General features: G+C 60.1%; 21 protein-coding genes and 3 tRNA genes. 20 read left to right on the plus strand and 4 right to left on the minus strand.

The window, feature by feature from the left end:
* Window positions 1-16: 16 nt before the first annotated feature.
* The 12 genes from tpiA to GTQ41_RS03965 all read left to right on the plus strand — a co-directional run bounded on the left by tpiA (window position 17) and on the right by GTQ41_RS03965 (window position 10,578).
* Window positions 17-772: a triose-phosphate isomerase gene (tpiA, locus tag GTQ41_RS03910; protein WP_008088336.1), complete on the plus strand. Its 756-nt coding sequence runs from the start codon at window positions 17-19 to the stop codon at window positions 770-772.
* A 4-nt stretch (window positions 773-776) separates the two neighbouring features.
* The gene (gene secG / locus GTQ41_RS03915; protein WP_027610782.1) at window positions 777-1,163 is read left to right on the plus strand and encodes a preprotein translocase subunit SecG; all 387 of its coding nucleotides are present in this window, start codon (window positions 777-779) and stop codon (window positions 1,161-1,163) included.
* A gap of 22 nt (window positions 1,164-1,185) precedes the next feature.
* Window positions 1,186-1,271: transfer RNA gene (locus tag GTQ41_RS03920), tRNA-Leu, on the plus strand.
* A gap of 97 nt (window positions 1,272-1,368) precedes the next feature.
* Window positions 1,369-1,445, plus strand: a tRNA-Met gene (locus GTQ41_RS03925).
* A 138-nt stretch (window positions 1,446-1,583) separates the two neighbouring features.
* The gene (gene rimP, locus GTQ41_RS03930) at window positions 1,584-2,042 is read left to right on the plus strand and encodes a ribosome maturation factor RimP (protein WP_007973115.1); all 459 of its coding nucleotides are present in this window, start codon (window positions 1,584-1,586) and stop codon (window positions 2,040-2,042) included.
* 47 nt (window positions 2,043-2,089) lie between these two features.
* Window positions 2,090-3,571 carry a transcription termination factor NusA gene (gene nusA, locus GTQ41_RS03935; RefSeq protein ID WP_003221546.1) on the plus strand — a complete coding sequence of 494 codons (1,482 nt, stop codon included), beginning with the start codon at window positions 2,090-2,092 and terminating at the stop codon, window positions 3,569-3,571.
* A 27-nt stretch (window positions 3,572-3,598) separates the two neighbouring features.
* Window positions 3,599-6,118 (plus strand): translation initiation factor IF-2, encoded by a 2,520-nt coding sequence (gene infB / locus GTQ41_RS03940; protein WP_047291178.1) that lies wholly within the window; start codon window positions 3,599-3,601, stop codon window positions 6,116-6,118.
* Window positions 6,119-6,278: 160 nt separating this feature from the next.
* On the plus strand, window positions 6,279-6,677 hold the full coding sequence (gene rbfA / locus GTQ41_RS03945; RefSeq protein ID WP_007961438.1) for a 30S ribosome-binding factor RbfA: 399 nt from the start codon (window positions 6,279-6,281) through the stop codon (window positions 6,675-6,677).
* Between the two features lie 4 nt (window positions 6,678-6,681).
* Window positions 6,682-7,599 (plus strand): tRNA pseudouridine(55) synthase TruB, encoded by a 918-nt coding sequence (truB, locus tag GTQ41_RS03950; protein WP_024011571.1) that lies wholly within the window; start codon window positions 6,682-6,684, stop codon window positions 7,597-7,599.
* A 141-nt stretch (window positions 7,600-7,740) separates the two neighbouring features.
* Complete coding sequence (gene rpsO, locus GTQ41_RS03955) at window positions 7,741-8,010, plus strand: 30S ribosomal protein S15 (RefSeq protein WP_003221553.1); 270 nt, start codon at window positions 7,741-7,743, stop codon at window positions 8,008-8,010.
* Window positions 8,011-8,203: 193 nt separating this feature from the next.
* The gene (pnp, locus tag GTQ41_RS03960) at window positions 8,204-10,309 is read left to right on the plus strand and encodes a polyribonucleotide nucleotidyltransferase (protein ID WP_007961443.1); all 2,106 of its coding nucleotides are present in this window, start codon (window positions 8,204-8,206) and stop codon (window positions 10,307-10,309) included.
* A 193-nt stretch (window positions 10,310-10,502) separates the two neighbouring features.
* Window positions 10,503-10,578, plus strand: a tRNA-Thr gene (locus GTQ41_RS03965).
* 6 nt (window positions 10,579-10,584) lie between these two features.
* On the opposite strand, the gene GTQ41_RS03970 is transcribed toward GTQ41_RS03965, so the two are convergent.
* Complete coding sequence (locus GTQ41_RS03970) at window positions 10,585-11,079, minus strand: hypothetical protein (RefSeq protein WP_047291183.1); 495 nt, start codon at window positions 11,077-11,079, stop codon at window positions 10,585-10,587.
* 276 nt (window positions 11,080-11,355) lie between these two features.
* Here GTQ41_RS03970 and GTQ41_RS03975 point away from each other — a divergent pair, with 276 nt between their 5' ends.
* On the plus strand, window positions 11,356-11,655 hold the full coding sequence (locus GTQ41_RS03975) for a DUF6388 family protein (protein ID WP_041066817.1): 300 nt from the start codon (window positions 11,356-11,358) through the stop codon (window positions 11,653-11,655).
* A gap of 51 nt (window positions 11,656-11,706) precedes the next feature.
* Here the strand turns inward: GTQ41_RS03975 and nadC are convergent, their stop codons facing one another.
* Window positions 11,707-12,555, minus strand: a complete 849-nt coding sequence (gene nadC / locus GTQ41_RS03980; RefSeq protein WP_003221558.1) for a carboxylating nicotinate-nucleotide diphosphorylase — start codon at window positions 12,553-12,555, stop codon at window positions 11,707-11,709.
* 305 nt (window positions 12,556-12,860) lie between these two features.
* Here nadC and GTQ41_RS03985 point away from each other — a divergent pair, with 305 nt between their 5' ends.
* From GTQ41_RS03985 to GTQ41_RS04005, 5 genes are all read left to right on the plus strand, one after another.
* Complete coding sequence (locus tag GTQ41_RS03985; protein WP_047291185.1) at window positions 12,861-15,044, plus strand: DUF1631 domain-containing protein; 2,184 nt, start codon at window positions 12,861-12,863, stop codon at window positions 15,042-15,044.
* A gap of 64 nt (window positions 15,045-15,108) precedes the next feature.
* On the plus strand, window positions 15,109-15,669 hold the full coding sequence (gene ampD, locus GTQ41_RS03990; protein ID WP_047291187.1) for a 1,6-anhydro-N-acetylmuramyl-L-alanine amidase AmpD: 561 nt from the start codon (window positions 15,109-15,111) through the stop codon (window positions 15,667-15,669).
* Window positions 15,666-16,505, plus strand: coding sequence for a regulatory signaling modulator protein AmpE (ampE, locus tag GTQ41_RS03995; protein WP_047291189.1), 840 nt, complete (start codon window positions 15,666-15,668; stop codon window positions 16,503-16,505). Before ampD ends, ampE begins: the two co-directional genes overlap by 4 nt.
* Before the next feature lie 264 nt (window positions 16,506-16,769).
* Window positions 16,770-18,800, plus strand: coding sequence for a methyl-accepting chemotaxis protein (locus GTQ41_RS04000; protein ID WP_217325420.1), 2,031 nt, complete (start codon window positions 16,770-16,772; stop codon window positions 18,798-18,800).
* A 281-nt stretch (window positions 18,801-19,081) separates the two neighbouring features.
* Window positions 19,082-19,477 carry a hypothetical protein gene (locus GTQ41_RS04005; RefSeq protein WP_047291192.1) on the plus strand — a complete coding sequence of 132 codons (396 nt, stop codon included), beginning with the start codon at window positions 19,082-19,084 and terminating at the stop codon, window positions 19,475-19,477.
* 94 nt (window positions 19,478-19,571) lie between these two features.
* Here GTQ41_RS04005 and GTQ41_RS04010 read toward each other — a convergent pair whose 3' ends face one another.
* Both GTQ41_RS04010 and cra read right to left on the minus strand, forming a co-directional pair.
* Complete coding sequence (locus GTQ41_RS04010; protein WP_047291194.1) at window positions 19,572-20,348, minus strand: TatD family hydrolase; 777 nt, start codon at window positions 20,346-20,348, stop codon at window positions 19,572-19,574.
* 3 nt (window positions 20,349-20,351) lie between these two features.
* Window positions 20,352-21,347, minus strand: a complete 996-nt coding sequence (gene cra / locus GTQ41_RS04015; protein ID WP_047291197.1) for a catabolite repressor/activator — start codon at window positions 21,345-21,347, stop codon at window positions 20,352-20,354.
* Between the two features lie 306 nt (window positions 21,348-21,653).
* Here cra and ptsP point away from each other — a divergent pair, with 306 nt between their 5' ends.
* Both ptsP and pfkB read left to right on the plus strand, forming a co-directional pair.
* Complete coding sequence (gene ptsP / locus GTQ41_RS04020; protein ID WP_047291199.1) at window positions 21,654-24,515, plus strand: phosphoenolpyruvate--protein phosphotransferase; 2,862 nt, start codon at window positions 21,654-21,656, stop codon at window positions 24,513-24,515.
* Complete coding sequence (gene pfkB, locus GTQ41_RS04025) at window positions 24,515-25,456, plus strand: 1-phosphofructokinase (RefSeq protein WP_047291201.1); 942 nt, start codon at window positions 24,515-24,517, stop codon at window positions 25,454-25,456. The genes ptsP and pfkB overlap by 1 nt, the downstream gene beginning before the upstream one ends.
* Window positions 25,457-25,458: the final 2 nt, after the last annotated feature.

Below are 25,458 nucleotides of genomic sequence, written 5' to 3' on the forward strand. Positions count from 1 at the left end.
ACCGACGAGGTACAGCATGCGTCGCCCTATGGTAGCTGGTAACTGGAAGATGCACGGTACCCGCGCCAGCGTCGCTGAGCTGATCAACGGCCTTCGTCATCTGGCCTTGCCAAGCGGTGTTGATGTCGCGGTATTCCCGCCTTGCTTGCATATCAATCAAGTGATTGATGGCTTGAAAGGCAAATCGATTTCGGTCGGTGCGCAGAATTCTGCGGTGGAATCCATGCAAGGTGCATTGACCGGTGAAATTGCGCCGAGTCAGTTGGTGGATGCAGGTTGTTCCCTGGTGCTTGTCGGGCACTCCGAACGCCGCCAGATAATGGGCGAGCGAGACGGGATGCTGAATCGCAAGTTCGCAGCGGCACAGGCATGTGGCTTGATTCCGGTGTTGTGTGTAGGGGAGACCCTCGAGCAGCGCGAAGCCGGAAAAACTCTTGAGGTTGTCGGGCGTCAGCTGGGCAGCATCATCGAGGAGCTGGGTGTTGGTGCCTTTGCCAAGGCGGTCATTGCTTACGAGCCTGTCTGGGCCATTGGTACCGGACTGACTGCAACGCCGCAACAGGCTCAGGATGTGCATAAAGCCATTCGCGAGCAGTTGGCGGCAGAGAATTCTGAAGTCGCGCGAGGTGTGCGGCTTCTATACGGCGGCAGCGTGAAGGCGGCCAATGCGGTCGAACTGTTCGGCATGCCGGATATCGATGGGGGGCTCATTGGTGGAGCTTCCCTGAATGCAGATGAGTTCGGTGCGATTTGTCGCGCCGCGGGAAACTGAAAAAATGCTGGAAACAGTCGTAGTCGTTTTTCATCTGCTGGGTGCATTGGGCGTAGTTGCTCTGGTTTTGCTGCAGCAGGGTAAAGGTGCGGACGCTGGCGCGTCTTTCGGAGCAGGTGCTTCAAATACTGTGTTCGGAAGCCAAGGTTCCTCTACCTTTCTTAGTAAGTTTACTGCTATACTTGCCGCCGGTTTCTTCATAACCAGCTTGGGGTTAGGTTACTTTGCTAAAGAGAAGGCTCATCAGCTGACTCAAGCAGGTTTGCCAGATCCAGCAGTGTTGGAAGTACCAAAGCAACAACAACCGGCTTCTGATGATGTCCCGGTGCTTCAAGAGCAAAAGTCGGCTACTCCAGCGACTGACGTACCTCCAGCTCAAGAGCAGAAGTAAGAAGGGTTTCAAACGTAGTTTTGCCGAGGTGGTGGAATTGGTAGACACGCAACCTTGAGGTGGTTGTGCCCATAGGGTGTAGGGGTTCGAGTCCCCTTCTCGGTACCAATTAGTCAGGAGAGCCCGCTGTTGCGGGCTTTCTTGCAGGTGGAAGGTTACATTGACCCTATAAGGGATCGGTCGTATACTTCCGCCCCAGCTTTGTCGCGGGGTGGAGCAGTCTGGTAGCTCGTCGGGCTCATAACCCGAAGGTCGTCGGTTCAAATCCGGCCCCCGCAACCAGTTTAAGGAGCCCCTTTTCAGGGGCTTTTTGTTAGCTGGACACTTTCTGCGCCGCTGTTCGACGGCGTTTCAAGGATGGGCGTTTCGCCCATTTTTTTATTTTGCAGCGCATGCATTTACATGCACGAGGGGGTTCAGGTGTCGAGCAAGCTAGAAGAGTTGCAGGCCTTGTTGGCCCCGGTGGTCGTGGCCCTAGGCTATGAATGCTGGGGTATCGAGTTTTCGGCTCAGGGTCGTCACTCGATGTTGCGTGTTTATATCGATAAAGAGGGTGGCGTGCTGGTGGACGATTGCGCCATTGTCAGCCGTCAGATCAGCGGTGTCCTGGATGTTGAAGATCCGATCTCCGTTGAGTACACCCTCGAAGTTTCCTCGCCTGGCATGGAACGCCCACTGTTCACTCTTGAGCAGTTTGCAAAATTTGCCGGTGAACAAGTGAAGATCAAGCTGCGCTCGCCTTTTGAAGGTCGACGCAACTTTCAGGGCCTTCTGCGCGGTGTAGAAGAACAGGATGTCGTGGTGCAGGTAGAAGACCATGAGTTCCTGTTGCCGATCGATATGATCGACAAGGCCAACATTATTCCCAGTTTTGACTGAGACGCGGATCCCGCGGATCCAATGGCTTGCGAAAGGCGAGGCGTACGATGAGCAAAGAAGTACTGCTGGTTGTTGAGTCGGTATCCAATGAAAAGGGTGTACCGGCAAGCGTGATTTTTGAAGCGCTGGAGCTGGCTCTGGCCACTGCTACCAAAAAGCGTTTTGAAGACGAAGTTGACCTGCGTGTGGAAATTAACCGCCACACCGGTTCCTACGAGACTTTCCGTCGCTGGACGGTCGTCGAAGAGAATGATCTCGACGATCCTGCGATCGAAACCTGGCCAAGCAAGGTTGCCGAAACGCATCCGGGCGCCAAGGTCGGCGACGTCGTCGAAGAAAAGATCGAATCCATCGAGTTCGGCCGCATTGCTGCACAGACCGCCAAACAGGTCATCGTGCAGAAAGTCCGTGAAGCCGAGCGCGCTCAAGTGGTCGACGCCTATCGCGAGCGCCTGGGAGAAATCATCTCCGGCACCGTGAAGAAAGTCACCCGCGACAACGTGATCGTCGATCTGGGCAACAACGCCGAAGCGTTGCTGGCCCGTGAAGACATCATTTCTCGCGAAACCTTCCGTGTCGGTGTGCGCCTGCGTGCACTGCTCAAGGAAATCCGCACCGAGAACCGCGGCCCGCAGTTGATCCTGTCGCGTACCGCGCCGGAAATGCTGATCGAGTTGTTCCGCATCGAAGTGCCGGAAATTGCTGAAGGCCTGATCGAGGTCATGGCGGCGTCCCGTGATCCGGGTTCGCGTGCCAAGATCGCTGTCCGTTCCAAGGACAAACGCATCGACCCGCAGGGCGCGTGCATCGGTATGCGCGGTTCGCGCGTCCAGGCCGTGTCGGGCGAGTTGGGTGGCGAGCGTGTCGATATCGTCCTGTGGGACGATAACCCGGCGCAGTTCGTGATCAATGCCATGTCGCCGGCAGAAGTGGCGGCCATTATCGTTGACGAAGATGCCCATGCCATGGACATCGCCGTTGGCGCAGACAATCTGGCTCAGGCCATCGGTCGTGGTGGTCAGAACGTGCGTCTGGCGAGCCAGTTGACAGGCTGGACCCTGAACGTGATGACCGAATCGGACATCCAGGCTAAGCAACAAGCAGAAACCGGCGACATCCTGCGCAACTTCATCGACGAGCTGGAAGTCGACGAAGAGCTGGCTCAGGTGCTGGTAGATGAAGGCTTCACCAGCCTGGAAGAGATTGCCTACGTACCGTTGGAAGAAATGCTCAACATCGACGGCTTTGACGAAGACATCGTCAACGAGCTTCGCGCTCGTGCCAAGGATCGTTTGTTGACCAAAGCCATCGCTACTGAGGAAAAGCTGGCAGACGCCCATCCGGCCGAAGACCTGCTCTCGCTTGAGGGTATGGACAAGGATTTGGCGATGGAACTGGCGGTGCGCGGCGTAATTACCCGCGAAGACCTGGCCGAGCAGTCTATTGACGACCTGCTCGACATCGACGGCATTGACGATGATCGTGCCGGCAAGTTGATCATGGCCGCCCGAGCCCACTGGTTCGAGTAATTAGGCGCGGCCTGAGGAGAGAAGTGCATGACGCAAGTCACGGTGAAACAACTGGCCGATGAGGTCAAAACACCGGTAGAGCGCCTGTTGCAGCAGATGCGTGAGGCAGGTCTGCCGCACACCGCCGCCGAAGAACATGTGACTGACAGTGAGAAGCAATCCCTGCTGACTCACTTGAAAAGCAGCCACAAGGCGAAAGTGGAAGAACCACGCAAAATCACGCTGCAGCGTAAAACCACCAGCACCCTGCGTGTGGCTGGTAGCAAGAGCATCAGCGTAGAAGTTCGCAAGAAGAAGGTTTTCGTACAGCGTAGCCCGGAAGAAATCGAAGCCGAGCGCCAGCGTGAACTGGAAGAGCGTCGCGCAGTAGAAAATGCTGCCCGTCAGAAGGCTGAAGAAGAAGCCAAGCAGCGCGCTGAAGAAGAAGCGCGTCGCCAGCCTGCTGCTGCGCCGAGCGCTCCTGCCGAAGCTGTTGCAGCACCTGCGCCAGTCGCTGAACCTGTGCGCGAAGCCGCACCGGTTGTCGCTGCTGCGCCAGCTGCCGACACTCGCAAGCGTGACGAACAGCGCCGTCCGGACAAACCACGTGCCGACGATAACAATCGTCGTGGCGGCGGCGACGGCGAGCGCAAAAACGCTCCGCATCGCGCATCGGTCAAAGAAAAAGCGCCGGCTCCACGTGTGGCGCCACGCACAACCGACGAAGAAAGCGACGGCTTCCGTCGTGGTGGTCGCGGCAAGGCCAAGCTGAAGAAGCGCAACGCTCACGGTTTCCAGAACCCTACCGGTCCTGTCGTGCGTGAAGTGAAGATCGGCGAGACCATCACTGTTGGCGATCTTGCCCAGCAGATGTCGGTCAAGGCTGCTGAAATCATCAAGTTCATGTTCAAACTGGGCACTCCAGCGACCATCAACCAGGTACTCGATCAGGAAACTGCTCAACTGGTAGCTGAAGAGCTGGGCCACAAAGTGACCCTGGTCAGCGATACCGCCCTGGAAGATTCCCTGGCCGAGTCCCTGAAGTTTGAAGGCGAGGCAGTTTCCCGTGCGCCAGTCGTGACCGTAATGGGCCACGTTGACCACGGTAAGACGTCCCTGCTCGACTACATCCGTCGTGCCAAGGTAGCTGCAGGCGAAGCCGGCGGCATTACCCAGCACATCGGCGCTTACCACGTTGAAACCGACCGTGGCATGGTGACGTTCCTCGACACCCCTGGTCACGCTGCGTTTACCGCCATGCGTGCCCGTGGTGCCAAGGCGACCGACATCGTGATCCTGGTGGTTGCGGCGGACGACGGCGTGATGCCGCAAACCATCGAGGCTGTTCAGCATGCTCAGGCGGCTGGCGTTCCTCTGGTGGTCGCGGTGAACAAGATCGACAAGCCGGGTGCCGACCTCGATCGCATCCGTAGCGAACTGTCGGTTCACGGCGTGACTTCCGAAGACTGGGGCGGCGACACGCCATTCGTACCGGTTTCGGCGAAAATGGGTACCGGCGTTGACGAACTGCTCGAAGCCGTTCTGCTGCAGGCCGAAGTGCTCGAGCTGACCGCCACTCCATCGGCTCCTGGCCGTGGTGTTGTCGTTGAATCGCGTCTGGACAAGGGCCGTGGCCCGGTGGCCACCGTGCTGGTTCAGGACGGTACGCTGCGTCAAGGCGACATGGTGCTGGTCGGTTCGAACTATGGCCGCGTGCGCGCCATGCTCGACGAGAACGGCAAGCCGATCAAGGAAGCCGGTCCGGCCATTCCGGTCGAGATCCTGGGTCTTGACGGTACACCGGACGCTGGCGACGAGATGAGCGTGGTTGCCGACGAGAAGAAAGCCCGTGAAGTGGCTCTGTTCCGTCAAGGCAAGTTCCGCGAAGTCAAACTGGCTCGCGCTCACGCCGGCAAGCTGGAAAACATCTTCGAAAACATGGGCCAGGAAGAGAAGAAGACGCTCAACATCGTCCTCAAATCCGACGTCCGTGGTTCGCTGGAAGCTTTGCAGGGTGCTCTGAACGGCCTGGGCAACGACGAAGTGCAAGTGCGCGTGGTCGGTGGCGGTGTCGGTGGTATCACCGAGTCCGACGCCAACCTGGCACTGGCTTCCAACGCTGTACTGTTCGGCTTCAACGTGCGTGCCGATGCTGGCGCACGGAAGATCGTCGAGCAGGAAGGTCTGGACATGCGTTACTACAACGTGATCTACGACATCATCGAAGACGTCAAGAAAGCCCTGACCGGCATGCTCGGCAGCGATGTTCGCGAGAACATCCTGGGTGTGGCCGAAGTGCGCGACGTGTTCCGTTCGCCGAAGTTTGGCGCGATCGCCGGTTGCATGGTGATCGAGGGTGTTGTGCACCGTAACCGTCCGATCCGTGTACTGCGTGAAGACATCGTTATCTTCGAAGGCGAGCTGGAATCCCTGCGCCGCTTCAAGGATGACGCTTCCGAAGTACGTGCCGGCATGGAATGCGGTATCGGCGTGAAGAGCTACAACGACGTCAAAGTCGGTGACAAGATCGAAGTCTTCGAGAAGGTTCAGGTTGCTCGCAGCCTCTGACTCGCGCACTTCAAGGGCCACGCCGAGCCGCCGCATGCAGATGCGCGCCACGGCGTCAGGACTCTAAACGCAACGCCCGGTCTGGCTTTTGTCAGGCCGGGCGTTTGCCGCTTTCAGACCTTGCGGGTTTCACCGTAGGGCAGTAACAGGTAACAAAATCATGGCAAAAGAATACAGCCGTACCCAACGTATCGGCGATCAGATGCAGCGTGAGCTGGCCCAGCTGATCCGTCGTGAAGTCAAAGACCCGCGCGTCGGCCTGGTCACCATTACCGCAGTGGAAGTCAGCCGTGACGTCGGTCACGCGAAGATCTTCATCACCGTGATGGGGCAGGACAACGCCGAAGACATCGCGCAAAGCATCAAGGTGCTCAACGCTGCCGCAGGCTTCCTGCGCATGCAACTGGCCCGTGAAATGAAGCTGCGCAGCGTGCCGCAATTGCATTTCCACTATGACGAAAGCGTCGTGCGTGGCGCGCACCTGTCGGCCCTGATCGAGCGCGCCGTGGCTGAGGACAATCAGCACGTGGCCGCTGCACCTGAAGACACCAAGGAGTAATTCGGTGGCTCAGGTCAAACGTATCCGTCGTAACGTCAGCGGTATCATCCTGCTCGACAAGCCGCTGGGGTTCACCTCCAACGCCGCGTTGCAGAAGGTTCGCTGGTTGCTCAACGCCGAGAAGGCCGGTCACACCGGCAGCCTCGACCCGTTGGCCACCGGTGTATTGCCGCTGTGCTTTGGCGAAGCAACCAAGTTCTCGCAATACCTGCTCGATTCCGACAAGGGTTATGAAACCCTCGCGCAACTGGGCAAGACCACCACCACGGCGGACGCCGAGGGTGAGGTTTTGCAGGAGCGCCCGGTGACCGTTGGTCGCGCCGATGTCGAAGCGGTTCTGCCGAAATTTCGCGGGCAAATCAGTCAGATACCGCCGATGTACTCGGCACTCAAGCGTGATGGTCAGCCGTTGTACAAGCTGGCTCGTGCAGGCGAAGTAGTGGAGCGCGAACCGCGTTCTGTTACTATTGCGCGCTTGGAATTGCTGGCCTTCGAAGGCGATACTGCGCGTCTTGCGGTGGATTGCAGCAAGGGCACCTATATTCGCACCCTGGTGGAGGATATCGGTGAGCAGCTCGGTTGTGGTGCGTACGTCGCGGAACTGCGTCGTACCCAGGCCGGACCTTTCACCCTGGCGCAGACCGTGACCCTCGAAGAGCTGGAAGCGGTACATGCCGAAGGCGGCAACGAAGCGGTCGACCGCTTCCTGATGCCATCGGACAGCGGCCTGCAGGATTGGCCGCTGCTGCACTTCTCCGAAGCGAGTGCGTTCTACTGGCTCAACGGCCAGCCGGTACGTGCCCCGGATGCTCCGAAGTTCGGCATGGTACGGGTACAGGATCACAATGGTCGCTTCATCGGTATCGGTGAAGTGAGCGAAGACGGGCGCATCGCGCCGCGTCGACTGATTCGGTCAGAATGACCGGAAACCGGTCTGTGTAACAGCAGGCCGGCGAGTGTGGCTGTCAACAGGCACGGTCACTACTCATTTATAGATACAGGGATTTGTCCCTGGCCTGTTGAAACTGTTTTTGAAACAGTTTCCTGATAAAAGGATTGCCTCATGGCTCTCGACGTTCAAGAAAAAGCTCAAATCGTTGCCGACTACCAGCAAGCTGTTGGTGATACTGGTTCGCCAGAAGTGCAAGTTGCACTGCTGACCGCCAACATCAACAAACTGCAAGGTCACTTCAAGGCCAACGGTAAAGACCACCACTCCCGTCGTGGTCTGATCCGCATGGTAAACCAGCGTCGCAAGCTGCTGGACTACCTGAAAGGCAAGGATCTGAGCCGTTACAGCGCTCTGATCGGCCGCCTGGGTCTGCGTCGCTAATCAGCGATTGCGCTATGAGGTTGGTTGTCTGTCAGGCATCAGCGGTTTTCCGCTGGTGGCTGGCAGGCTCCCAGCCTCAAGTTTTATCTGCACTACCGTTTTATCCGGACAGTCAGCGGGCCGATTCCCGACATTGCCCAAGAATTTCGCAAGAAACCAGTTCCCCCAAGAGCCACAAAGAAGGTAGGACACCGTGAACCCGGTAATCAAAAAATTCCAGTTCGGTCAGTCGACCGTTACCCTCGAGACCGGCCGTATCGCCCGTCAGGCCTCCGGCGCAGTATTGGTCACCGTTGACGACGACGTCAGCGTATTGGTGACCGTAGTCGGTGCCAAGCAAGCCGATCCAGGCAAGGGCTTCTTCCCTCTGTCCGTTCACTACCAGGAAAAGACTTACGCTGCCGGTAAGATCCCTGGCGGTTTCTTCAAGCGTGAAGGCCGTCCTTCCGAGAAAGAAACCCTGACTTCCCGACTGATCGACCGTCCGATCCGTCCGCTGTTCCCGGAAGGCTTCATGAACGAAGTGCAGGTTGTCTGCACCGTCGTTTCCACCAGCAAGAAGACCGATCCGGACATCGCTGCGATGATCGGTACCTCGGCTGCCCTGGCCATCTCGGGCATTCCGTTTGACGGCCCGATCGGCGCCGCTCGCGTCGCTTTCCACGAAAGCACCGGCTACCTGCTGAACCCGACCTACGAGCAGCAAGCTGCTTCGAGCCTGGACATGGTCGTTGCCGGTACTTCCGACGCCGTACTGATGGTTGAATCGGAAGCCAAAGAGCTGACCGAAGACCAGATGCTGGGCGCAGTACTGTTTGCTCACGACGAGTTCCAGGTGGTGATCAACGCCGTCAAGGAACTGGCCGCTGAAGCCGCCAAGCCAACCTGGACCTGGGCTCCGGCTCCAGAGGCCACCGAACTGCTGGGCGCGATCCGTGCCGAGTTCGGCGAAGCGATCTCCCAGGCTTACACCATCACCGTCAAGGCTGACCGCTACGCACGTCTGGGCGAGCTGAAAGACCAGGTTGTGGCCAAGCTGTCCGGTGAAGAAGGCCAGCCTTCGGCTGCCGACGTCAAAGCCGCTTTCGGCGAGATCGAATACCGCACCGTTCGCGAAAACATCGTTAACGGCAAGCCACGTATCGACGGCCGCGACACCCGCACCGTACGTCCGCTGAACATCGAAGTCGGCGTGCTGCCGAAGACTCACGGTTCGGCGCTGTTCACCCGTGGTGAAACCCAGGCTCTGGTAGTCGCGACACTGGGTACTGCCCGTGACGCACAGCTGCTGGACACCCTGGAAGGCGAGAAAAAAGACCCGTTCATGCTGCACTACAACTTCCCTCCGTTCTCGGTGGGCGAGTGTGGTCGCATGGGTGGCGCCGGTCGTCGTGAAATCGGTCACGGCCGTCTGGCCCGTCGTTCGGTTTCGGCCATGCTGCCGGCCGCTGACGTGTTCCCGTACACCATCCGTGTCGTGTCGGAAATCACCGAATCCAACGGTTCGAGCTCGATGGCTTCCGTTTGCGGCGCTTCCCTGGCCCTGATGGACGCTGGTGTGCCAATGAAGGCGCCGGTTGCCGGTATCGCCATGGGTCTGGTCAAGGAAGGCGAGAAGTTCGCTGTTCTGACCGACATCCTGGGTGACGAAGACCACCTGGGCGACATGGACTTCAAAGTAGCCGGTACCGCCAAAGGCGTTACTGCGCTGCAGATGGACATCAAGATCAAGGGCATCACCGAAGAGATCATGGAAATCGCTCTGGGCCAGGCCCTGGAAGCGCGCCTGAACATCCTCGGCCAGATGAACCAGATCATCGGCCAGTCGCGTACCGAACTGTCGGCCAACGCGCCGACCATGATCGCGATGAAGATCGATACCGACAAGATCCGTGACGTTATCGGTAAAGGTGGCGCGACCATCCGTGCGATCTGCGAAGAAACCAAGGCTTCGATCGACATCGAAGACGACGGTTCGATCAAGATCTTCGGCGAAACCAAGGATGCCGCAGAAGCTGCTCGTCAGCGCGTTCTGAGCATCACTGCAGAAGCCGAGATCGGCAAGATCTACGTCGGCAAGGTTGAGCGCATCGTCGACTTCGGCGCATTCGTCAACATCCTGCCGGGCAAGGACGGTCTGGTGCACATCTCGATGCTGAGCGACGCTCGCGTAGAGAAAGTCACCGACATCCTGAAAGAAGGCCAGGAAGTGGAAGTGCTGGTACTGGACGTGGACAACCGCGGCCGTATCAAGCTGTCCATCAAAGACGTGGCAGCGGCCAAGGCTTCGGGCGTTTAATCAGCCCCCAGCTTCAGCGCAATGAAAATGCCCCGCCGTGAAAACGGCGGGGATTTTTTTTTGTCGCGCTTAAAGATCAAAAGATCGCAGCCTGCGGCAGCTCCTACACAACAGGTGTGTTAACTATCGTGTAGGAGCTGCCGCAGGCTGCGATCTTTGCTTTTATGAAAACCGGTGCTAGGTTTAGCCCACCGCCCGTGTAGCTCAGCCGGTAGAGCAGCGCACTCGTAACGCGAAGGTCGCAGGTTCGATTCCTGTCTCGGGCACCACCTCCCTTATTTCACTTTGCGGCTCAGATCCTCGACGGTACGTTTGAGCTGATCCATGGCGCGATCCTGATCATTGATTTTCTGCTTCAGACTGGAAATCTCGTTGCTGGCGGAATTCGAGCTCGAGCCGCTGTTGCGCTTGAGGTCTTCGACCTGACGTCCGAGGGTATCCAGTTGCCGGTCCTGATCCTTGACCTTGCTCTTCAGGTCATCGATTTCCTTGCTGCTGGAGTTCGAACTCGAACCGCTGCTGCGTTTGAGTTCTTCAATCTGGCGTGACTGATCGCGGACGGTATCGCGGATCTTTTGCAGTTCATCAATGCTGATATCGCTTTTGATGACAACATCCTTGCCGTAGTCATTGTGAATCAGCGAAACCTTGTCGCCATAGGATGAGCTGCTGTTGCTCAATTCAAGCGCCATGGCGCTGGCCGGCAACAGCATGGCGGCGAGCAAGGCACTGGCAGACACAACGGAACAATTCTTCGAAAAGCTGCGCATCACTGGTTTTCCTTGTGAACAGCAAGAGTGAGTGCCGAAGTGGCACATCGCTATGATTCAAAATCCGGATTTATGTTCCGCAGGTCAAGTTTTTGTTCGAGAGATGTAAAGAGCCGTGTAATTCGTCATGCAAACGTCCTATATTCGATGCCTGCATGAGCATCGCCCAGCAGTTTTCAGATGATCCCGAATGGTTCCGAAGGCCGGACAGTCCGCGTCAGAGAGATCCTTGATGATCCAGATCCATCCTCCATTCTTACGATCAGCGAGAACGCCATGACCGAATTAACTCAAGAGCAACGTCACGAACAAGCGCTGGAGAAATACAAGCTCGATGCGCCCCAACTGCTGGAAGAGATCAAGGACCTGAGTCCTGATGAGCAGAAGGACCAGATCCAGTGGGCGTTCGAGGACGAAGCCGAGGCCCAGGGCTTGCAGCCGTGGGAGTTGACGCTCAAGTACACCAGCACCCCTGAAGAGTTTGAGGCCAAGCGTCTGGAACTGCACAAGGAGGCGGCCGAAGTGTTGGGCGTCGATTGGGAAGAGTACTGCGAGATGAACAATCTGGTGGTCTGAAGCAAAAACGCCAGCCTTAACCGGGCTGGCGTTTTTTATGGCGTAAGGGCCTCAGAGGCTCAGACGCATCGACAGGTCCACTGCCTTCACATCCTTGGTCATCGCACCGATCGAGATGTAATCGACCCCGGTCTCGGCGATCGGCAGCAGCGTGCTTTCGTTGATGCCGCCACTGGCTTCCAGTTTGGCCTTGCCGCCGTTCAGGCGCACGGCTTCGCGCATGTCGTCCAGGCTCAACTCGTCGAGCATGATGATGTCGGCGCCGGCTGCCAGCGCTTCTTTCAGCTCTTCCAGGCTTTCCACTTCGACTTCCACCGGTTTGCCCGGCGCGATCTTGTGCGCGGCGGCGATGGCCTGCGCGATGCCGCCGCTGGCGGCGATGTGGTTTTCCTTGATCAGAAACGCGTCGTAGAGGCCGATGCGGTGGTTGTGGCAGCCGCCGCAGGTCACTGCGTATTTCTGCGCCAGACGCAGGCCCGGCAGGGTCTTGCGGGTATCCAGCAGCTTGACCTGGGTCTGGGCCACGAAGTCCGCCAGGTACTGCGCACGCGTCGCCACGCCGGACAGCAGTTGCAGGAAGTTCAGCGCGCTGCGCTCGCCCGTCAGCAGTGAACGCGCCGGGCCCTCCAGGTGAAACAACGGCTGATTGGGTTTGACCCGTTCGCCATCCCGCACCTGCCAATGCACCGCGACCCGCGGATCGAGCTGGCGAAACACCGTGTCGACCCACGCCGTGCCGCAGATGACGGCCTCATCGCGAGTAATGATGGTGGCTTTGGCCAGACGTTCGGCCGGGATCAGTTGCGCGGTGATGTCGCCGCTGCCGACGTCTTCGAGCAACGCACGGCGCACGTTGGCTTCGATTTCGGCGGTCAGATCGGCGAGACGTAGATTCGGCATAACGGGCTCCACAAACTAAGTGCGCCGATTATAGGGGCATGGCGAGAGCCAACCCAAGACGAGAACGCGCGTGGCAGACGGCAACTGGTCGATTTTCTGTGAGCAAAGCAATGCTTCTCGTGGTCACTGGAAGGTGTTGCAGGCATAGGGGAAACCCTGATGGCTATAGCGCCCGCGACAAGTTTTGCAAGATAATCCGCCTTGCATTTGACGTCATGGCTTTGACGCTGATGTGAGAGCAAGCCCGCTCCCACAGGGAATCGCGCGGTATCTGCCCAGTGGAATCACCGTTTCAGGAGGCTTGGATGCACAACGACGGGAATGTAGTGCCTTTGCACAAGGCCGCTACCGATCAGGCGAATCACTCGCCGCTCGCCCGCCTGCCTGTGATTCTGCTTCAGGTCCGCGACAAGGCGGCCCAGCAACTGCGCCACGGTTTGCAGGAGTTGTTCGATAACGCCGACGACACCCTGTTCGAAATGGCCGACCGGGCGCGCAACGATGTCGAACAGAACATCTTTTTCGAAGCCATGCGCGACCTGCGCCTCAAACGCAAAAACATCGAGCGCGGGTTTCTCGAACAATTTTTCGAAGCCTTCGTCGCCCTCATCCAGTACGACCCCGTTCAGCACACGTTGCCCGATTCGTTGATGTTCGAAGAGTCGGCACCGCGGACCGACGACATGGAGCGCAATGTAGCGGTCGAGACCATGGTCGGTCGGGTGCTCAAGCGTGACGGCTTTGCCCTCGATCAACTGACTGCGCGGCTCAACGTGTTGCTGGGCAAGAATTTCGACAACCAGCACAACCCGCTCGGGCCGACGATGCTCTGCGAGTTTTTTCTGCAAGCCGGGCGCAACCTGGGGGTGGAGATCAAGGTCAAGCTGATCTTGCTCAAACTGTTCGAACGCTACGTGCTGGCCGACACCGAGCCGTTGTACGCCGAAGCCAATCAATTGCTGGTCGCCACTGGCGTGCTGCCCGAGTTGAAACCGGCACCTGCGCGTCGCGCGGTCGAGCGTGCGGCAGCGAGCATCAGCAGCGAAGAAAGCGACGAGCCGGCTCCCGCCGACGAAGGCGTACAGGAAGTTTTCGCCGCGTTGCAGGAGTTGCTCCTGCACGTGCGCGGCAGCGTCGCGCCGACCCTGGAGCCGAGCGTCGCGACGCAACCGATCAGTACCCGCGATCTGCTGCGCCTGCTCTCGCATCTTCAGCAATACGTACCGGCGCTGGCGGCGCAGGATGACTTCGACCTGCGCAACCAGCTCGAACAGTTGCTGACGCGGGTCAGCGTCAGGAGCGGCAAATCGCGCATCGTCGACGGTGCGGATGAAGACGTGATCAACCTGATCGCCATGGTCTTCGACTGCATTCTCGAAGACCCTAACCTGCCGGATTCGCTCAAGGCGTTGATCGCCCGTTTGCAGATTCCGATGCTCAAAGTGGCGGTGCTCGACAAAAGCTTCTTCAGCCGCGGCAGCCACCCGGCGCGACGCCTGCTCAACGAAATCGCCGATGCCGCCATGGGCTGGGGCGATTGCAGCGGCGAGGCGCGTGACAGCCTGTATCTGCGCATCGAACAAGTGGTGCAGCGCCTGCTCACCGAGTTCGTTGACGACCCGGCGATCTTCTCCGAATTGCTCGCAGACTTCCTCGCCTTCACCAGCGATGAGCGGCGGCGCAGCGAATTGCTTGAGCAGCGTTTGCGCGACGCCGAGGAGGGGCGAGCGAAAACCGAGTTGGCCCGGCAGCGGGTCGAGCAGGTGTTGAATCTGGCGCTGCTGGGGAAAGTCCTGCCGCCTTCGGTGGTAATGTTCGTGCGTGATGCGTGGAGCAAAGTACTGCTGCTGACGTGCCTCAAGCATGGCGACCAGTCGGCTGAATGGCAGGCCGACGTCCAGACCATGGAACAATTGATCTGGAGCGTGCAGCGTCATGACGAGGCGAACGCCGGTCTGCGATTGCTGGCGCTGGTGCCCGGTTTGCTCAAATCATTGCGTGATGGCCTGAGCAGTTCGGCGTTCGATCCGTTCGCCACCAGCGAATTTTTCAGCGAGCTGGAAGCGCTGCATGTGCGGGTGCTTGAGCCCTCAACCGAGCCGTCAACCGATGCGCCGGCGCTGGTTGAAGTGTCGCAGCACATTACCCTGCGCAGCGCCGATGAGGGCGCGATCGGCCTGAATGCCAGCGGCCTGGCGCATGACGACCCCGGCCTGCGTCAGGTGGAGCAACTGCGTCTGGGCAGTTGGGTCGCCTTCCAGGAAGACGACGAGCATAGCCTGCGCTGCAAGCTCGCGGCGATCATCGAAGCCACCGGCAAATACGTGTTTGTTGATCGTACCGGGATGAAAGTGCTGGAGCGCAGCCGCATCGACCTGGCCCTTGAATTCCGCCGGGGCGCGGTACGGGCACTGGATGACACTTTACTGTTCGATCGGGCGCTGGAGTCGGTGCTTGGCAATCTGCGGCGACTCAATCGCGGCAAGTGATCGCGCGCCGGGGGCTGATCACGGCATACTGGGCGCCAACACAGTCGGCGTTGAAGGAATCGGTATGCAGTTGGATCCCGCTAGCGGGTGGTGTCACGGGGTGCAGGTCTGCCCATCACCCAACTTCAATGAACGCCCCGCGGGCGAAATCTCCCTGTTGGTGATCCACAACATCAGCCTGCCGCCGGCGCAGTTCGCCACCGGCAAGGTGCAGGAATTTTTCCAGAATCGTCTGGATGTCACCGAGCATCCCTATTTTGCTGGGATTGCCGACTTGCGCGTCTCGGCGCATTTTCTGATCGAACGTGACGGCAGCGTCACCCAGTTTGTCTCCTGTCTGGAGCGGGCGTGGCATGCGGGCGTGTCGAAGTTCGAAGGCCGGGAAACCTGTAACGATTTTTCCGTGGGCATCGAGCTCGAAGGCACCGATGATCTGCCCTTTACCGATGCGCAGTATCAGGCGCTGATCACGCTGACGCGTCAGCTGCAAACCGCATTTCCGGCCATCACCGGCGCCCGTATTTGCGGGCACAGCGACATCGCACCCGGGCGCAAGACCGATCCTGGCCCGGCATTCGACTGGGCGCGTTACCGCGCAGCCCTGGCACAAGAGGAAGGACAATGAGTTTTCTGGTGTTACTGCTGGCGGTCTGGATCGAGAAGTTCTCGGCCTTGCGCCATCGGGTTCAACGCGATGGCGGATGGATCCGCGAGCTGCACAAACTCGAAAGCAGCCCACGATTATCGAATCGGCCGTGGCTGGTGCTGATCATTCTGGTGTTGCTGCCGGTGGCGCTGCTCGGCTTGTTGCTGCTGGTGCTGGAACCTGTCGCTTATGGCCTGCTGGCGCTACCGGTGCATTTGCTGGTGGTGATTTATGCGCTGGGACGCGGTGATCTGCTCGGTGGCCTCGGGCCGTTTCGTGACGCCTGGCGTCGCGAAGACCTGCAAGCGGCCGCGCATGTGGCCAAACGTGATCTGGACATCTGCGCCGACAGCGGCGAGCAGTTGCTGGATAGGGTCCAGGGGCATCTGTTATGGGAGGCCTATCAGAGCTTCTTCGCGGTGATTTTCTGGTACTTCGTGCTCGGTCCGGTCGCGGCGCTAGCTTATCGCTTGCTGGCATTGGCGGAAGAAAACAGCCAGAACCCGGCGCTCGCCGAACGTGCCGCCCAGTTACGTCACGCCTTTGACTGGTTGCCGGTGCGCCTGCTGGCTGCCAGCCTTGCACTGGTTGGCAACTTCGTCGCGGTCAGCCGGGTGATGTTGCACGAGCTGTTGAACTGGAACATCAGCGCCGCGCATCTGATCAACAAGGTCGGTCTGGCAGCAGGCGAGATCCCGCCGCCGATGGTCGGCCCTGAAGGCATCAACACCCTCGATTGCCTGTGGGAACTGCTGCTGCGCGCGGCAGTGCTGTGGTATGCCGGGTTTGCCTTGTGGACAGTCTTGATTCACTGATACTCGCCCGTGAAATTCATTGTGGTGAGGGGATTTATCCCCGATGGGGCGCGCAGCGGCCCCAATATCTTAATGGGCTGCTGCGCAGCCCATCGGGGATAAATCCCCTCGCCACAGGTCAGTGACCGGCGCAGCGTAGTCGTTAACCTTAAGTTACAAAACCTCCCGCCGATTTGAGCTATACAGAGACAGCGCCCGATAGTGGCTATCTGCTGTCGCCCTGCGCCTGCCAATAAAAACAAGAAAAACCAAGGGAGACTTCCAGTGAAGAGCTTGCTCTATCCCGCCGTCTCGCTGATGAACCGTCTGAGCTTCGGCATGAAGTTCAGCCTGATCAGCGTGCTGTTCCTGGTGCCGATGCTGGTGACCAATTTCTATCTGGTGCGCGATTCCTACCGCGAATTCCAGGGCACCCGTGTCGAATTGCAGAGCCTCGATCTGCTGGGCAGCAGCCTGAGCCTGCGCCGGGATCTGGAAACGCTGAATAATCTGGTGCAGATCAACGTTGTCCTCGGGCAGTCCGGCAAGGCCGACAACCTCGAGGCGCAGATCAGCAGTCTGGAGCAAGACGTGCTGGCGCGCTTGCAAGGTCTGCAGGCGATGACCGACGATCCCGAGCAGGTCAAACTGTTCGACGGCAAACGCGACGAAATGATCAGCGCGTTCAAGGCGCAACAGGCGGAAAGCTCCCTGCAAAGCAAAAGCGCGATGATCGGCAAATTGCTTGGTAATGCGCAGATATTCAGCCAGATCATCGCCAGTCAGGCCGGACTGAGCCGCGACAATCAGAGCGACATCCGCCAGCTCAGCGAATTGCTCACCAACATTACCCCGGGCGTCACCCAAACCCTCGGCGAAGGCCGGGCCATCGGCTCGTATTCGTTGGGGCAGGGCTTTCTCAACAGCTCGTCGAGTACCCGTTTCGACGAGTTGCTGGCGCAGATCGAAAAGCTCCAGGCCGAATACGCACTGAAATTGCAGGATGCCCTCGATTCCAGCAAAGCCGCGCGCGCCAGCCTCAGCGCGCCGTCCGACAGCAGCAAGAACTCGCTCAAACAGGCCAGTGAACTGTTTGAAGCGAAAGTCGTGGTGGCCGAGACCCTCGATACTCCGTGGCAGGCGTTTTACGACCAAGTCACCGGGCTGATGGCGCAGACCTACCAGCTCAATGACGCGACCCTGAAATTTCTCGATACCCAACTGCAACAGCGCCTGGCGCAAAACCGCACGCACATGGTGTTGCAGGCGGTGGCGTTGTCGGTGGTGTTCGTGCTGATTTTCTATCTCTACGCGGGTTTCTACGCCTCGACCCGCACTACGCTCAAGCGTTTGGGCGCGATGATGGACAAGGTCGCGGCCGGTGACATGACGGTCAATTTCAAGGCCAGCAGCCGCGATGAACTCGGCGAGCTGGGCGAGGTGTTCAACGGCACCGTAAGGAAGATCCACGACCTGATCGAACGGGTCGGCCAAACCGTGGCCGAGGTCGAGCGCCAGGCCGGGCAGGTGGAAAACGTCTCCGCGCAAAGCAATCAGGCGGTGGCCGGGCAGCGCACGCAGATCGAGCAAGTGGCGACCGCGATGAATCAGATGTCGGCGACCTCGCTGGAAGTTGCACGCAGCGCAGCGGCAGCGGTGAGCAGTGCGCACAGCGTCAACGATGAAACCGTCAGCGGCCGCACACTGGTGGAGTCGCAGCAGGGCAGCATTGCCGCGTTGGCCAGCGAAATCGACCAATCGGTGCTGGTGATCAATCAGTTGGCCAGCGACAGCCAGTCGATCAGCCGCGTGCTGGAAGTGATCAAGAGCATTGCCGAGCAGACCAATCTGCTGGCGCTCAACGCGGCCATCGAAGCGGCCCGTGCCGGCGAGCAGGGCCGTGGCTTTGCCGTGGTGGCAGATGAAGTGCGTACGTTGGCCAAACGCACTCAGCAATCGACCGAAGAAATCGAGCAGATGATCGCCAAACTGCATGGCGGCGTCGGTGCGGCGGTGAAAGCCATGGGCGTCAGCCATCAGATGGCCAACGGCACGGTCGGGCAGTCGGAAAAGGTCCAGCAGGCGTTGGAAAATATCCTGGGGGCGGTAGGCATGATCGTCGATCAGAACCAGCAGATCGCCGCTGCCGTGGAGCAGCAGACCGCCGTCGCGCATGACATCGACCAGAACATCGTCGAGATCAACCGCGCCGGTGAACGCACGGCCCAAGGTGCGCATCAGACCGAGGACGCCAGCCGGGCATTGTCGGCGCAGGTAGTGGAACTCAAACAGCTGATCAGCGCGTTCCGCGTCTGAATACTGCCGAGAAACCTGTAGGGAGGGGATTCATCCCCGATGGGACGCGCAGCGTCCCCCCCATGCCTGCAAGTGATCAGGGACTGCTGCGCAGTCCATCGGGGATTAATCCCCTCACTACATGCTCATTCCAACAGGGGGAGCAGGGCAGATGTCAGAACATTTTGTAATGCATTGATACTTACGCGTGTAAGCCAATTCCTGTTTTCTTCCGACGGCTGGCTTTTCGTCATTAATGAGCCAGTATCCGTGTTCCGCTGATTGCGTCGAGGAGGCCGCTCATGTCCGTTGCAACCCTGGGAGTCCAGGGCCGTTGTGCTCATTGCCAGACCACGCAGCTACTCAAGCCATGGCAACTCAACGCCATCGCAATCAACGAACCGTTCACTTGCGCGCACTGCCAGAAAACTCTGGAGTTGCGTTGCCCGAAACAGATCAAACGCTTCAAGTCCCTCGATTCGCTGGGATTGCTGCGCTTCAGCGCCTCGGTAACCGTGTGCACCGCATTGCTGGTGGCGCTGGTCATGGAGTGGATCGGCCTGCTCAGCGTAACTGAACAGTTGAATGCGTCACTGATCGTGCTTTTCGCGTACTTCGCGCTACTGCGTTTTTTTCACCACCGTCAGCACATGACCCTGATCCTCGACGCAGCCAGAGCGCATGCAAACCGACTGTAGGAGCTGCCGAGTGAAACGAGGCTGCGATCTTTTGATCTTGTTTTAAGGGCGAGGAGCAAAAGATCGCAGTGCCGCAGCTCCTGCAGAAGGCGTGTTACCAACCGAATACTTCGCAGCTGTTGGCAGTGCTGGCAGCGGCCAGTTGTTCCGGGCTGATGTTCATCAACTCGGCGAGCGCCGCACAGATCGCCGGCAAGTGTGCCGGTGTATTGCGTACGCCGGGAAACATCGCCGGGGCCATGTCTGGCGAGTCGGTCTCGAGCACGATCGAATCCAGTGGCAACTCCGCCAGCACCCGATGCATGCGCAACGCCTGCGGCCAGGTCGGCGCGCCGCCCAGACCCAGTTTGAACCCGAGTTTGATGTATTCGCGTGCCTCTTCACGGCTGCCGGCGAAGGCGTGGATGATCCCGGCGCGTTTGAGCTTGAAGCGCTTGAGCGTGGCGATTACGGCTGCGTGGCTGCGGCGGACGTGGATCAGCGCCGGCAAATCGAAGTCTGCCGCCAGTTGCAGTTGCGCGTCGAACAGCGCTTGCTGGCGTTCGCGGTCGAGGGTTTCGATGAAATAATCCAGACCGATCTCGCCCACCGCACACAGTTGCCGGTGGCCGCGCAGCCGCGTCAGCCAGTCGCCGAGTGCGCGCAGGTCTTCGGGTCGATGCTGATCGAGGTACACCGGATGCAGACCGAACGCTGCATACAAGTCGGCATCGCTCTGCACCAGATCCCACAGCCTTTGCCAATTGCCCTGATGAACCCCCAGCACCACCATCCGCCGCACGCCGAGAGCGCGGCTTTCGGCGAGCAACGCCGCGCGATCGGCGTCGAAGTCGGGGAAGTCGAGGTGGGTGTGGCTGTCGATCAGCTCCACGGCTCAGTCCCGGTGAATACGCTGCTTGAAGGTCCGCGCGATGGCCTGCACGCCAGGCTTGTATTCGGCTTGCTCAACCGCAGCCAACGCCAGCTCCAGCGCCTTGTCGGCGATCAACTGGTGTTGCTGGGCCATGGCGTTGACCGGCAATGGCAGGAAGTCGAGCAACTGCGTGTCACCGAAGGTGCCCAGGCGCAGCGGACGGGATTTGAGCGGGAAGTCATGCAGCGCATCGAACACGCCCTGCAGCAGCACGTAGGAGGTGGTCACCAGTGCATCCGGCAAATGCCCCAGCCGTTGCAGGAGTTCTTCCATCAGTTGCTTGCCGCATTCGCGGCTGAAGGACTCGGCGTGCTCGATCAGCACTTCGCCTTTGAAGTCGAGCAGTGCCTGCTTGAAGCCGGCCGCACGTTCCTGACTGATGCTCAACTCAGGACGCGCGCCGAGCAGCACGATCTGCTTTGGCTGCGGGGCGAGCAGGCTCTGAGTCAGGTGCAGGCTGGCTTCGCGGTCGTCACTGATCACCGAGCAGAAGTGCTCGGGTTCCATGACCCGGTCGATGGCGATGATCGGCAGGCCCTTGGCCAGCAACTGGCGATAGCTGTCGTCACCGGTCGGTAGGCAACTGGCGACAATCAGCGCATCGCAGCGGCGCGCCTTGAACAGTTGCAGCAACTGGCGCTCGCTGTCCGGCGCGTCGTCGGAGCTGGCGATCAGCAACTGATAACCCCGCGCCCGTGCGCCTTGCTCCAGCAGCTTGGCGATCCGCGCATAACTGGGGTTTTCCAGATCCGGCAGAATAAAGCCCAACGTGCGCGTGTGCCGACTGCGCAACCCGGCCGCTTGTGGATTGGGGGTGAAGCCGTGCTGTTCGACGACCGCACGCACCCGCTCGACCGTGGCGTTGCTGATGCGTTGCTGTTCGGCCTTGCCGTTGATGACGTAGCTGGCGGTGGTCACGGACACTCCGGCCAACCGCGCGATATCACTGAGTTTCAACCCGGTATTTCCTTGTTTTTTCGAGCTTGCCGCGACATTTTCGCCAATCCTACCCGATTCAGGCAGACGACTATTGTCGCAGCGCATCCGACAAGTTGGACTTCAAGGATGAGACATTATCGAGTAACGTGCCGATCAATCTAGATTAAACGTTTCAGCAAGCGTATTTTCTACGTTTTAGACGCCTTTGGCCGGTTCTGCCGTGAAACCGCCAAAACGGCCGCTGAAAAGCAGGCTGACCAGCGCCTAAGCTGTGACCATTCAAAACAATATCCTGGCGCATCCATGTGCCAAAAAGGAGATCGCATGCTCGAGCTCACTATAGAGCAGATATCCATGGGCCAATCGGCTGTGGATAAACCCGCCGCCCTGCAACTACTCGCCAATCATCTGGTGGCCGATGGCCTGGTCGCCGATGGCTACCTCGCCGGCTTGCAGGCCCGGGAAGCCCAGGGCTCGACCTTTCTCGGCCAGGGTATCGCCATCCCCCACGGTACGCCCGAGACCCGCGATCAGGTGTTCGCCACTGGCGTGCGGCTGATGCAGTTTCCCGAGGGCGTGGATTGGGGCGATGGCCAGATCGTTTATCTGGCGATCGGCATCGCTGCCAAATCCGACGAACACCTGCGTCTGCTGCAACTGCTGACCCGCGCCCTCGGCGAGACCGATCTGGGCCAGGCCCTGCGTCGCGCGAGCTCGCCGGAAGCGCTGCTGAAACTGCTGCAAGGTGCGCCGCAGGAATTGGCGCTGGATGCGCAGATGATCGGCCTCGGCGTGTCGGCTGACGATTTCGAAGAACTGGTCTGGCGTGGCGCGCGTCTGCTGCGGCAGGCCGATTGTGTGAGCAACGGGTTTGCCGGTGTGTTGCAGCAAGTCGAAGCGCTGCCGCTGGGCGATGGCCTGTGGTGGCTGCACAGCGAGCAAACCGTGAAGCGTCCGGGCCTGGCGTTCGTCACTCCGGACAAACCGATGCGTTACCTCGGCCAGCCGCTCAGCGGTCTGTTCTGTCTGGCCAGTCTGGGTGAGGCGCATCAGGCGCTGCTCGAACGTCTGTGCGCGTTGTTGATTGAAGGTCGCGGCCATGAGCTGGGCCGTGCCACCAGCAGCCGCAAAGTTCTCGAAGTGCTCGGCGGCGAACTGCCCGCCGATTGGCCGAGCGCGCGAATTGCGCTGGCCAACGCTCACGGTCTGCATGCACGTCCGGCGAAGATCCTTGCGCAACTGGCGAAGAGTTTTGACGGTGAAATCCGTGTGCGCATCGTCGACAGCGCGGACAGCGCGGTGTCGGTGAAAAGCCTGAGCAAACTGCTGAGCCTCGGTGCGCGGCGTGGTCAGGTGCTGGAGTTGATCGCCGAACCGAGCATCGCCGCCGATGCCTTGCCGGCGCTGCTGGCCGCTATCGAAGAAGGCCTCGGTGAAGAAGTCGAACCGCTGCCGGCCGTGAGTCAGCAACGCGAAGTCATCACCGATATTGCCGAGGTGCTGATTGCCCCGGCGTCCGGCGCGCAATTGCAGGCGATCCCGGCGGCACCGGGCATCGCCATTGGACCTGCGCACATTCAGGTGCCGCAAGCCATTGATTACCCGTTGCGCGGCGAGTCCGCCGCGATCGAGCGCGAACGCCTCAAGCAAGCTCTGAGCGACGTGCGCCGTGACATTCAGGGCCTGATCGAACGCAGCAAGGCCAAGGCCATCCGCGAGATTTTCATCACTCACCAGGAAATGCTCGACGACCCGGAACTGACCGACGAAGTCGACACTCGCCTCAAGCAAGGCGAAAGCGCCGAAGCGGCGTGGATGGCGGTGATCGAAGCGGCAGCCAGGCAACAGGAATCGCTGCAGGACGCGTTGCTCGCCGAGCGGGCGGCGGACCTGCGGGACATCGGTCGCCGGGTGCTGGCGCAACTTTGCGGTGTACAAACGCCGAACGAGCCGGAGCAGCCGTACATTCTGGTGATGGATGAGGTCGGCCCGTCGGACGTGGCGCGACTCGATCCGTCCCGCGTGGCTGGGATTCTCACCGCGCGTGGTGGCGCCACGGCGCACAGTGCAATCGTCGCCCGTGCATTGGGGATTCCGGCGCTGGTCGGTGCGGGCGCAGCAGTGTTATTGCTGGAACCCGGCACGCCGCTGCTGCTCGACGGCCAGCGCGGTCGCCTGCACGTCGATGCCGATGCCGCGACCCTGCAACGTGCCGCCGAGGAACGCGACACCCGCGAGCAGCGTCTCAAGGCTGCCGCCGAACAACGGCATCAGCCGGCGCACACCACTGACGGTCACGCCGTGGAAGTGTTCGCCAACATCGGTGAAAGCGCCGGCGTCACTGCTGCGGTCGAGCAGGGCGCGGAAGGCATCGGGCTGCTGCGCACCGAACTGATTTTCATGGCCCACCCGCAGGCGCCGGACGAAGCCACTCAAGAGGCTGAATATCGCCGCGTTCTCGATGGCCTCGCCGGTCGGCCGCTGGTGGTGCGCACCCTTGATGTCGGTGGCGACAAACCGCTGCCGTATTGGCCGATCGCCAAGGAAGAAAACCCCTTCCTCGGCGTGCGCGGCATTCGCCTGACCTTGCAGCGTCCGCAGGTCATGGAAGCGCAGTTGCGCGCCTTGCTGCGTTCGGCGGACAACCGGCCGTTGCGGATCATGTTCCCGATGGTCGGCAGCGTTGAAGAGTGGCGTCAGGCCCGCGACATGACCGAACGCCTGCGCCTGGAAATCCCGGTCGCGGACTTGCAACTGGGGATCATGATCGAGGTGCCGTCCGCTGCGTTGCTGGCGCCGGTGCTGGCCAAGGAAGTCGACTTTTTCAGCGTCGGCACCAACGACCTCACGCAATACACCCTGGCCATCGACCGTGGTCATCCGACGCTTTCGGCCCAGGCTGACGGCCTGCACCCGGCGGTGCTGCAACTGATCGACATCACCGTGCGCGCCGCGCATGCCCATGGCAAATGGGTCGGTGTCTGCGGCGAGCTGGCGGCGGATCCGCTGGCGGTGCCGGTGCTGGTCGGCCTCGGCGTCGATGAGCTGAGCGTGTCCGGGCGCAGCATCGCCGAGGTCAAGGCGCGCATCCGCGAACTCAGCTTGCCCCAGGCGCAAACCCTTGCTCAACACGCCCTCACCGTGGGCAGCGCGAACGAAGTGCGTGCATTAGTGGAGGCCCTGTAATGGCCAAGATTCTCACCCTGACCCTCAACCCGGCGCTGGACCTCACGGTCGAGTTGCCACGCCTGGAGGCCGGTCAGGTCAACCGCAGCGACGAGATGCACACCCATGCCGCCGGCAAGGGCGTGAACGTCGCCCAGGTACTCGCAGACCTCGGGCATCAACTGACGGTCAGCGGCTTTCTCGGCGAAGACAATCTACAGGCCTTCGAAACCCTGTTTGCCAAGCGCGGTTTTGTCGACGCCTTCATCCGCGTGCCGGGGGAGACGCGCAGCAACATCAAGGTCGCCGAGCACGATGGGCGCATCACCGACATCAACGGTCCGGGACCGGTGGTCGACGCCGCGGCGCAGCAAGCGTTGCTTGAGCGTCTGCTGCAGATTGCTCCGGGGCATGACGCGGTGGTGGTCGCCGGCAGTCTGCCGCGTGGCGTCAGCGCGCAGTGGTTGCGCGAGTTGATCGAACGCCTGAACGGCCTCGGCCTGAAAGTCGCCCTCGACAGCAGCGGCGAAGCCTTGCGCGCGGCCATTGAAGCGCGCCCGTGGCTGATCAAGCCGAACACCGAAGAACTCGCCGATGCGCTCGATTGCGATGTGGTCTCGCACACCGCCGAAGGCCAGGCAGCGGTGTGCCTGCATGCCAAAGGCATCGAGCACGTGGTGATCTCCCACGGTGCCGACGGTGTGAACTGGTTCAGTGTCGGCTCGGCGCTGCATGCCACGCCGCCGAAGGTTACGGTCGCCAGCACGGTAGGGGCCGGCGATTCGCTGCTGGCCGGCATGCTCCACGGTCTGCTCAGTGCCGAGACGCCCGAGCAGACCCTGCGTACGGCCACGGCGATTGCCGCGATGGCGGTGACCCAGATCGGTTTCGGCATCAACGATGCGGCGCAACTGGCGCGGCTCGAACAGGGCGTGCGCGTGCGTCCCCTGACAGAACAATAAGA

Origin of the sequence: Pseudomonas sp. AN-B15 (genome assembly GCF_019056475.1) — a bacterium.
GTDB classification, from domain to species: Bacteria; Pseudomonadota; Gammaproteobacteria; order Pseudomonadales; family Pseudomonadaceae; genus Aquipseudomonas; species Aquipseudomonas parakoreensis.

Coding starts and splice junctions, on each gene's coding strand:
- GTQ41_RS04005 (WP_047291192.1), top strand. CDS start 19,082: ATGTCCGTTGCAACCCTGGGAGTCCAGGGCCGTTGTGCTCATTGCCAG.
- tpiA (WP_008088336.1), top strand. CDS start 17: ATGCGTCGCCCTATGGTAGCTGGTAACTGGAAGATGCACGGTACCCGC.
- GTQ41_RS03975 (WP_041066817.1), top strand. CDS start 11,356: ATGACCGAATTAACTCAAGAGCAACGTCACGAACAAGCGCTGGAGAAA.
- rpsO (WP_003221553.1), top strand. CDS start 7,741: ATGGCTCTCGACGTTCAAGAAAAAGCTCAAATCGTTGCCGACTACCAG.
- GTQ41_RS03970 (WP_047291183.1), bottom strand. CDS start 11,079: ATGCGCAGCTTTTCGAAGAATTGTTCCGTTGTGTCTGCCAGTGCCTTG.
- pfkB (WP_047291201.1), top strand. CDS start 24,515: ATGGCCAAGATTCTCACCCTGACCCTCAACCCGGCGCTGGACCTCACG.
- ampE (WP_047291189.1), top strand. CDS start 15,666: ATGAGTTTTCTGGTGTTACTGCTGGCGGTCTGGATCGAGAAGTTCTCG.
- ptsP (WP_047291199.1), top strand. CDS start 21,654: ATGCTCGAGCTCACTATAGAGCAGATATCCATGGGCCAATCGGCTGTG.
- nadC (WP_003221558.1), bottom strand. CDS start 12,555: ATGCCGAATCTACGTCTCGCCGATCTGACCGCCGAAATCGAAGCCAAC.
- ampD (WP_047291187.1), top strand. CDS start 15,109: ATGCAGTTGGATCCCGCTAGCGGGTGGTGTCACGGGGTGCAGGTCTGC.
- rbfA (WP_007961438.1), top strand. CDS start 6,279: ATGGCAAAAGAATACAGCCGTACCCAACGTATCGGCGATCAGATGCAG.
- infB (WP_047291178.1), top strand. CDS start 3,599: ATGACGCAAGTCACGGTGAAACAACTGGCCGATGAGGTCAAAACACCG.
- secG (WP_027610782.1), top strand. CDS start 777: ATGCTGGAAACAGTCGTAGTCGTTTTTCATCTGCTGGGTGCATTGGGC.
- GTQ41_RS03985 (WP_047291185.1), top strand. CDS start 12,861: ATGCACAACGACGGGAATGTAGTGCCTTTGCACAAGGCCGCTACCGAT.
- nusA (WP_003221546.1), top strand. CDS start 2,090: ATGAGCAAAGAAGTACTGCTGGTTGTTGAGTCGGTATCCAATGAAAAG.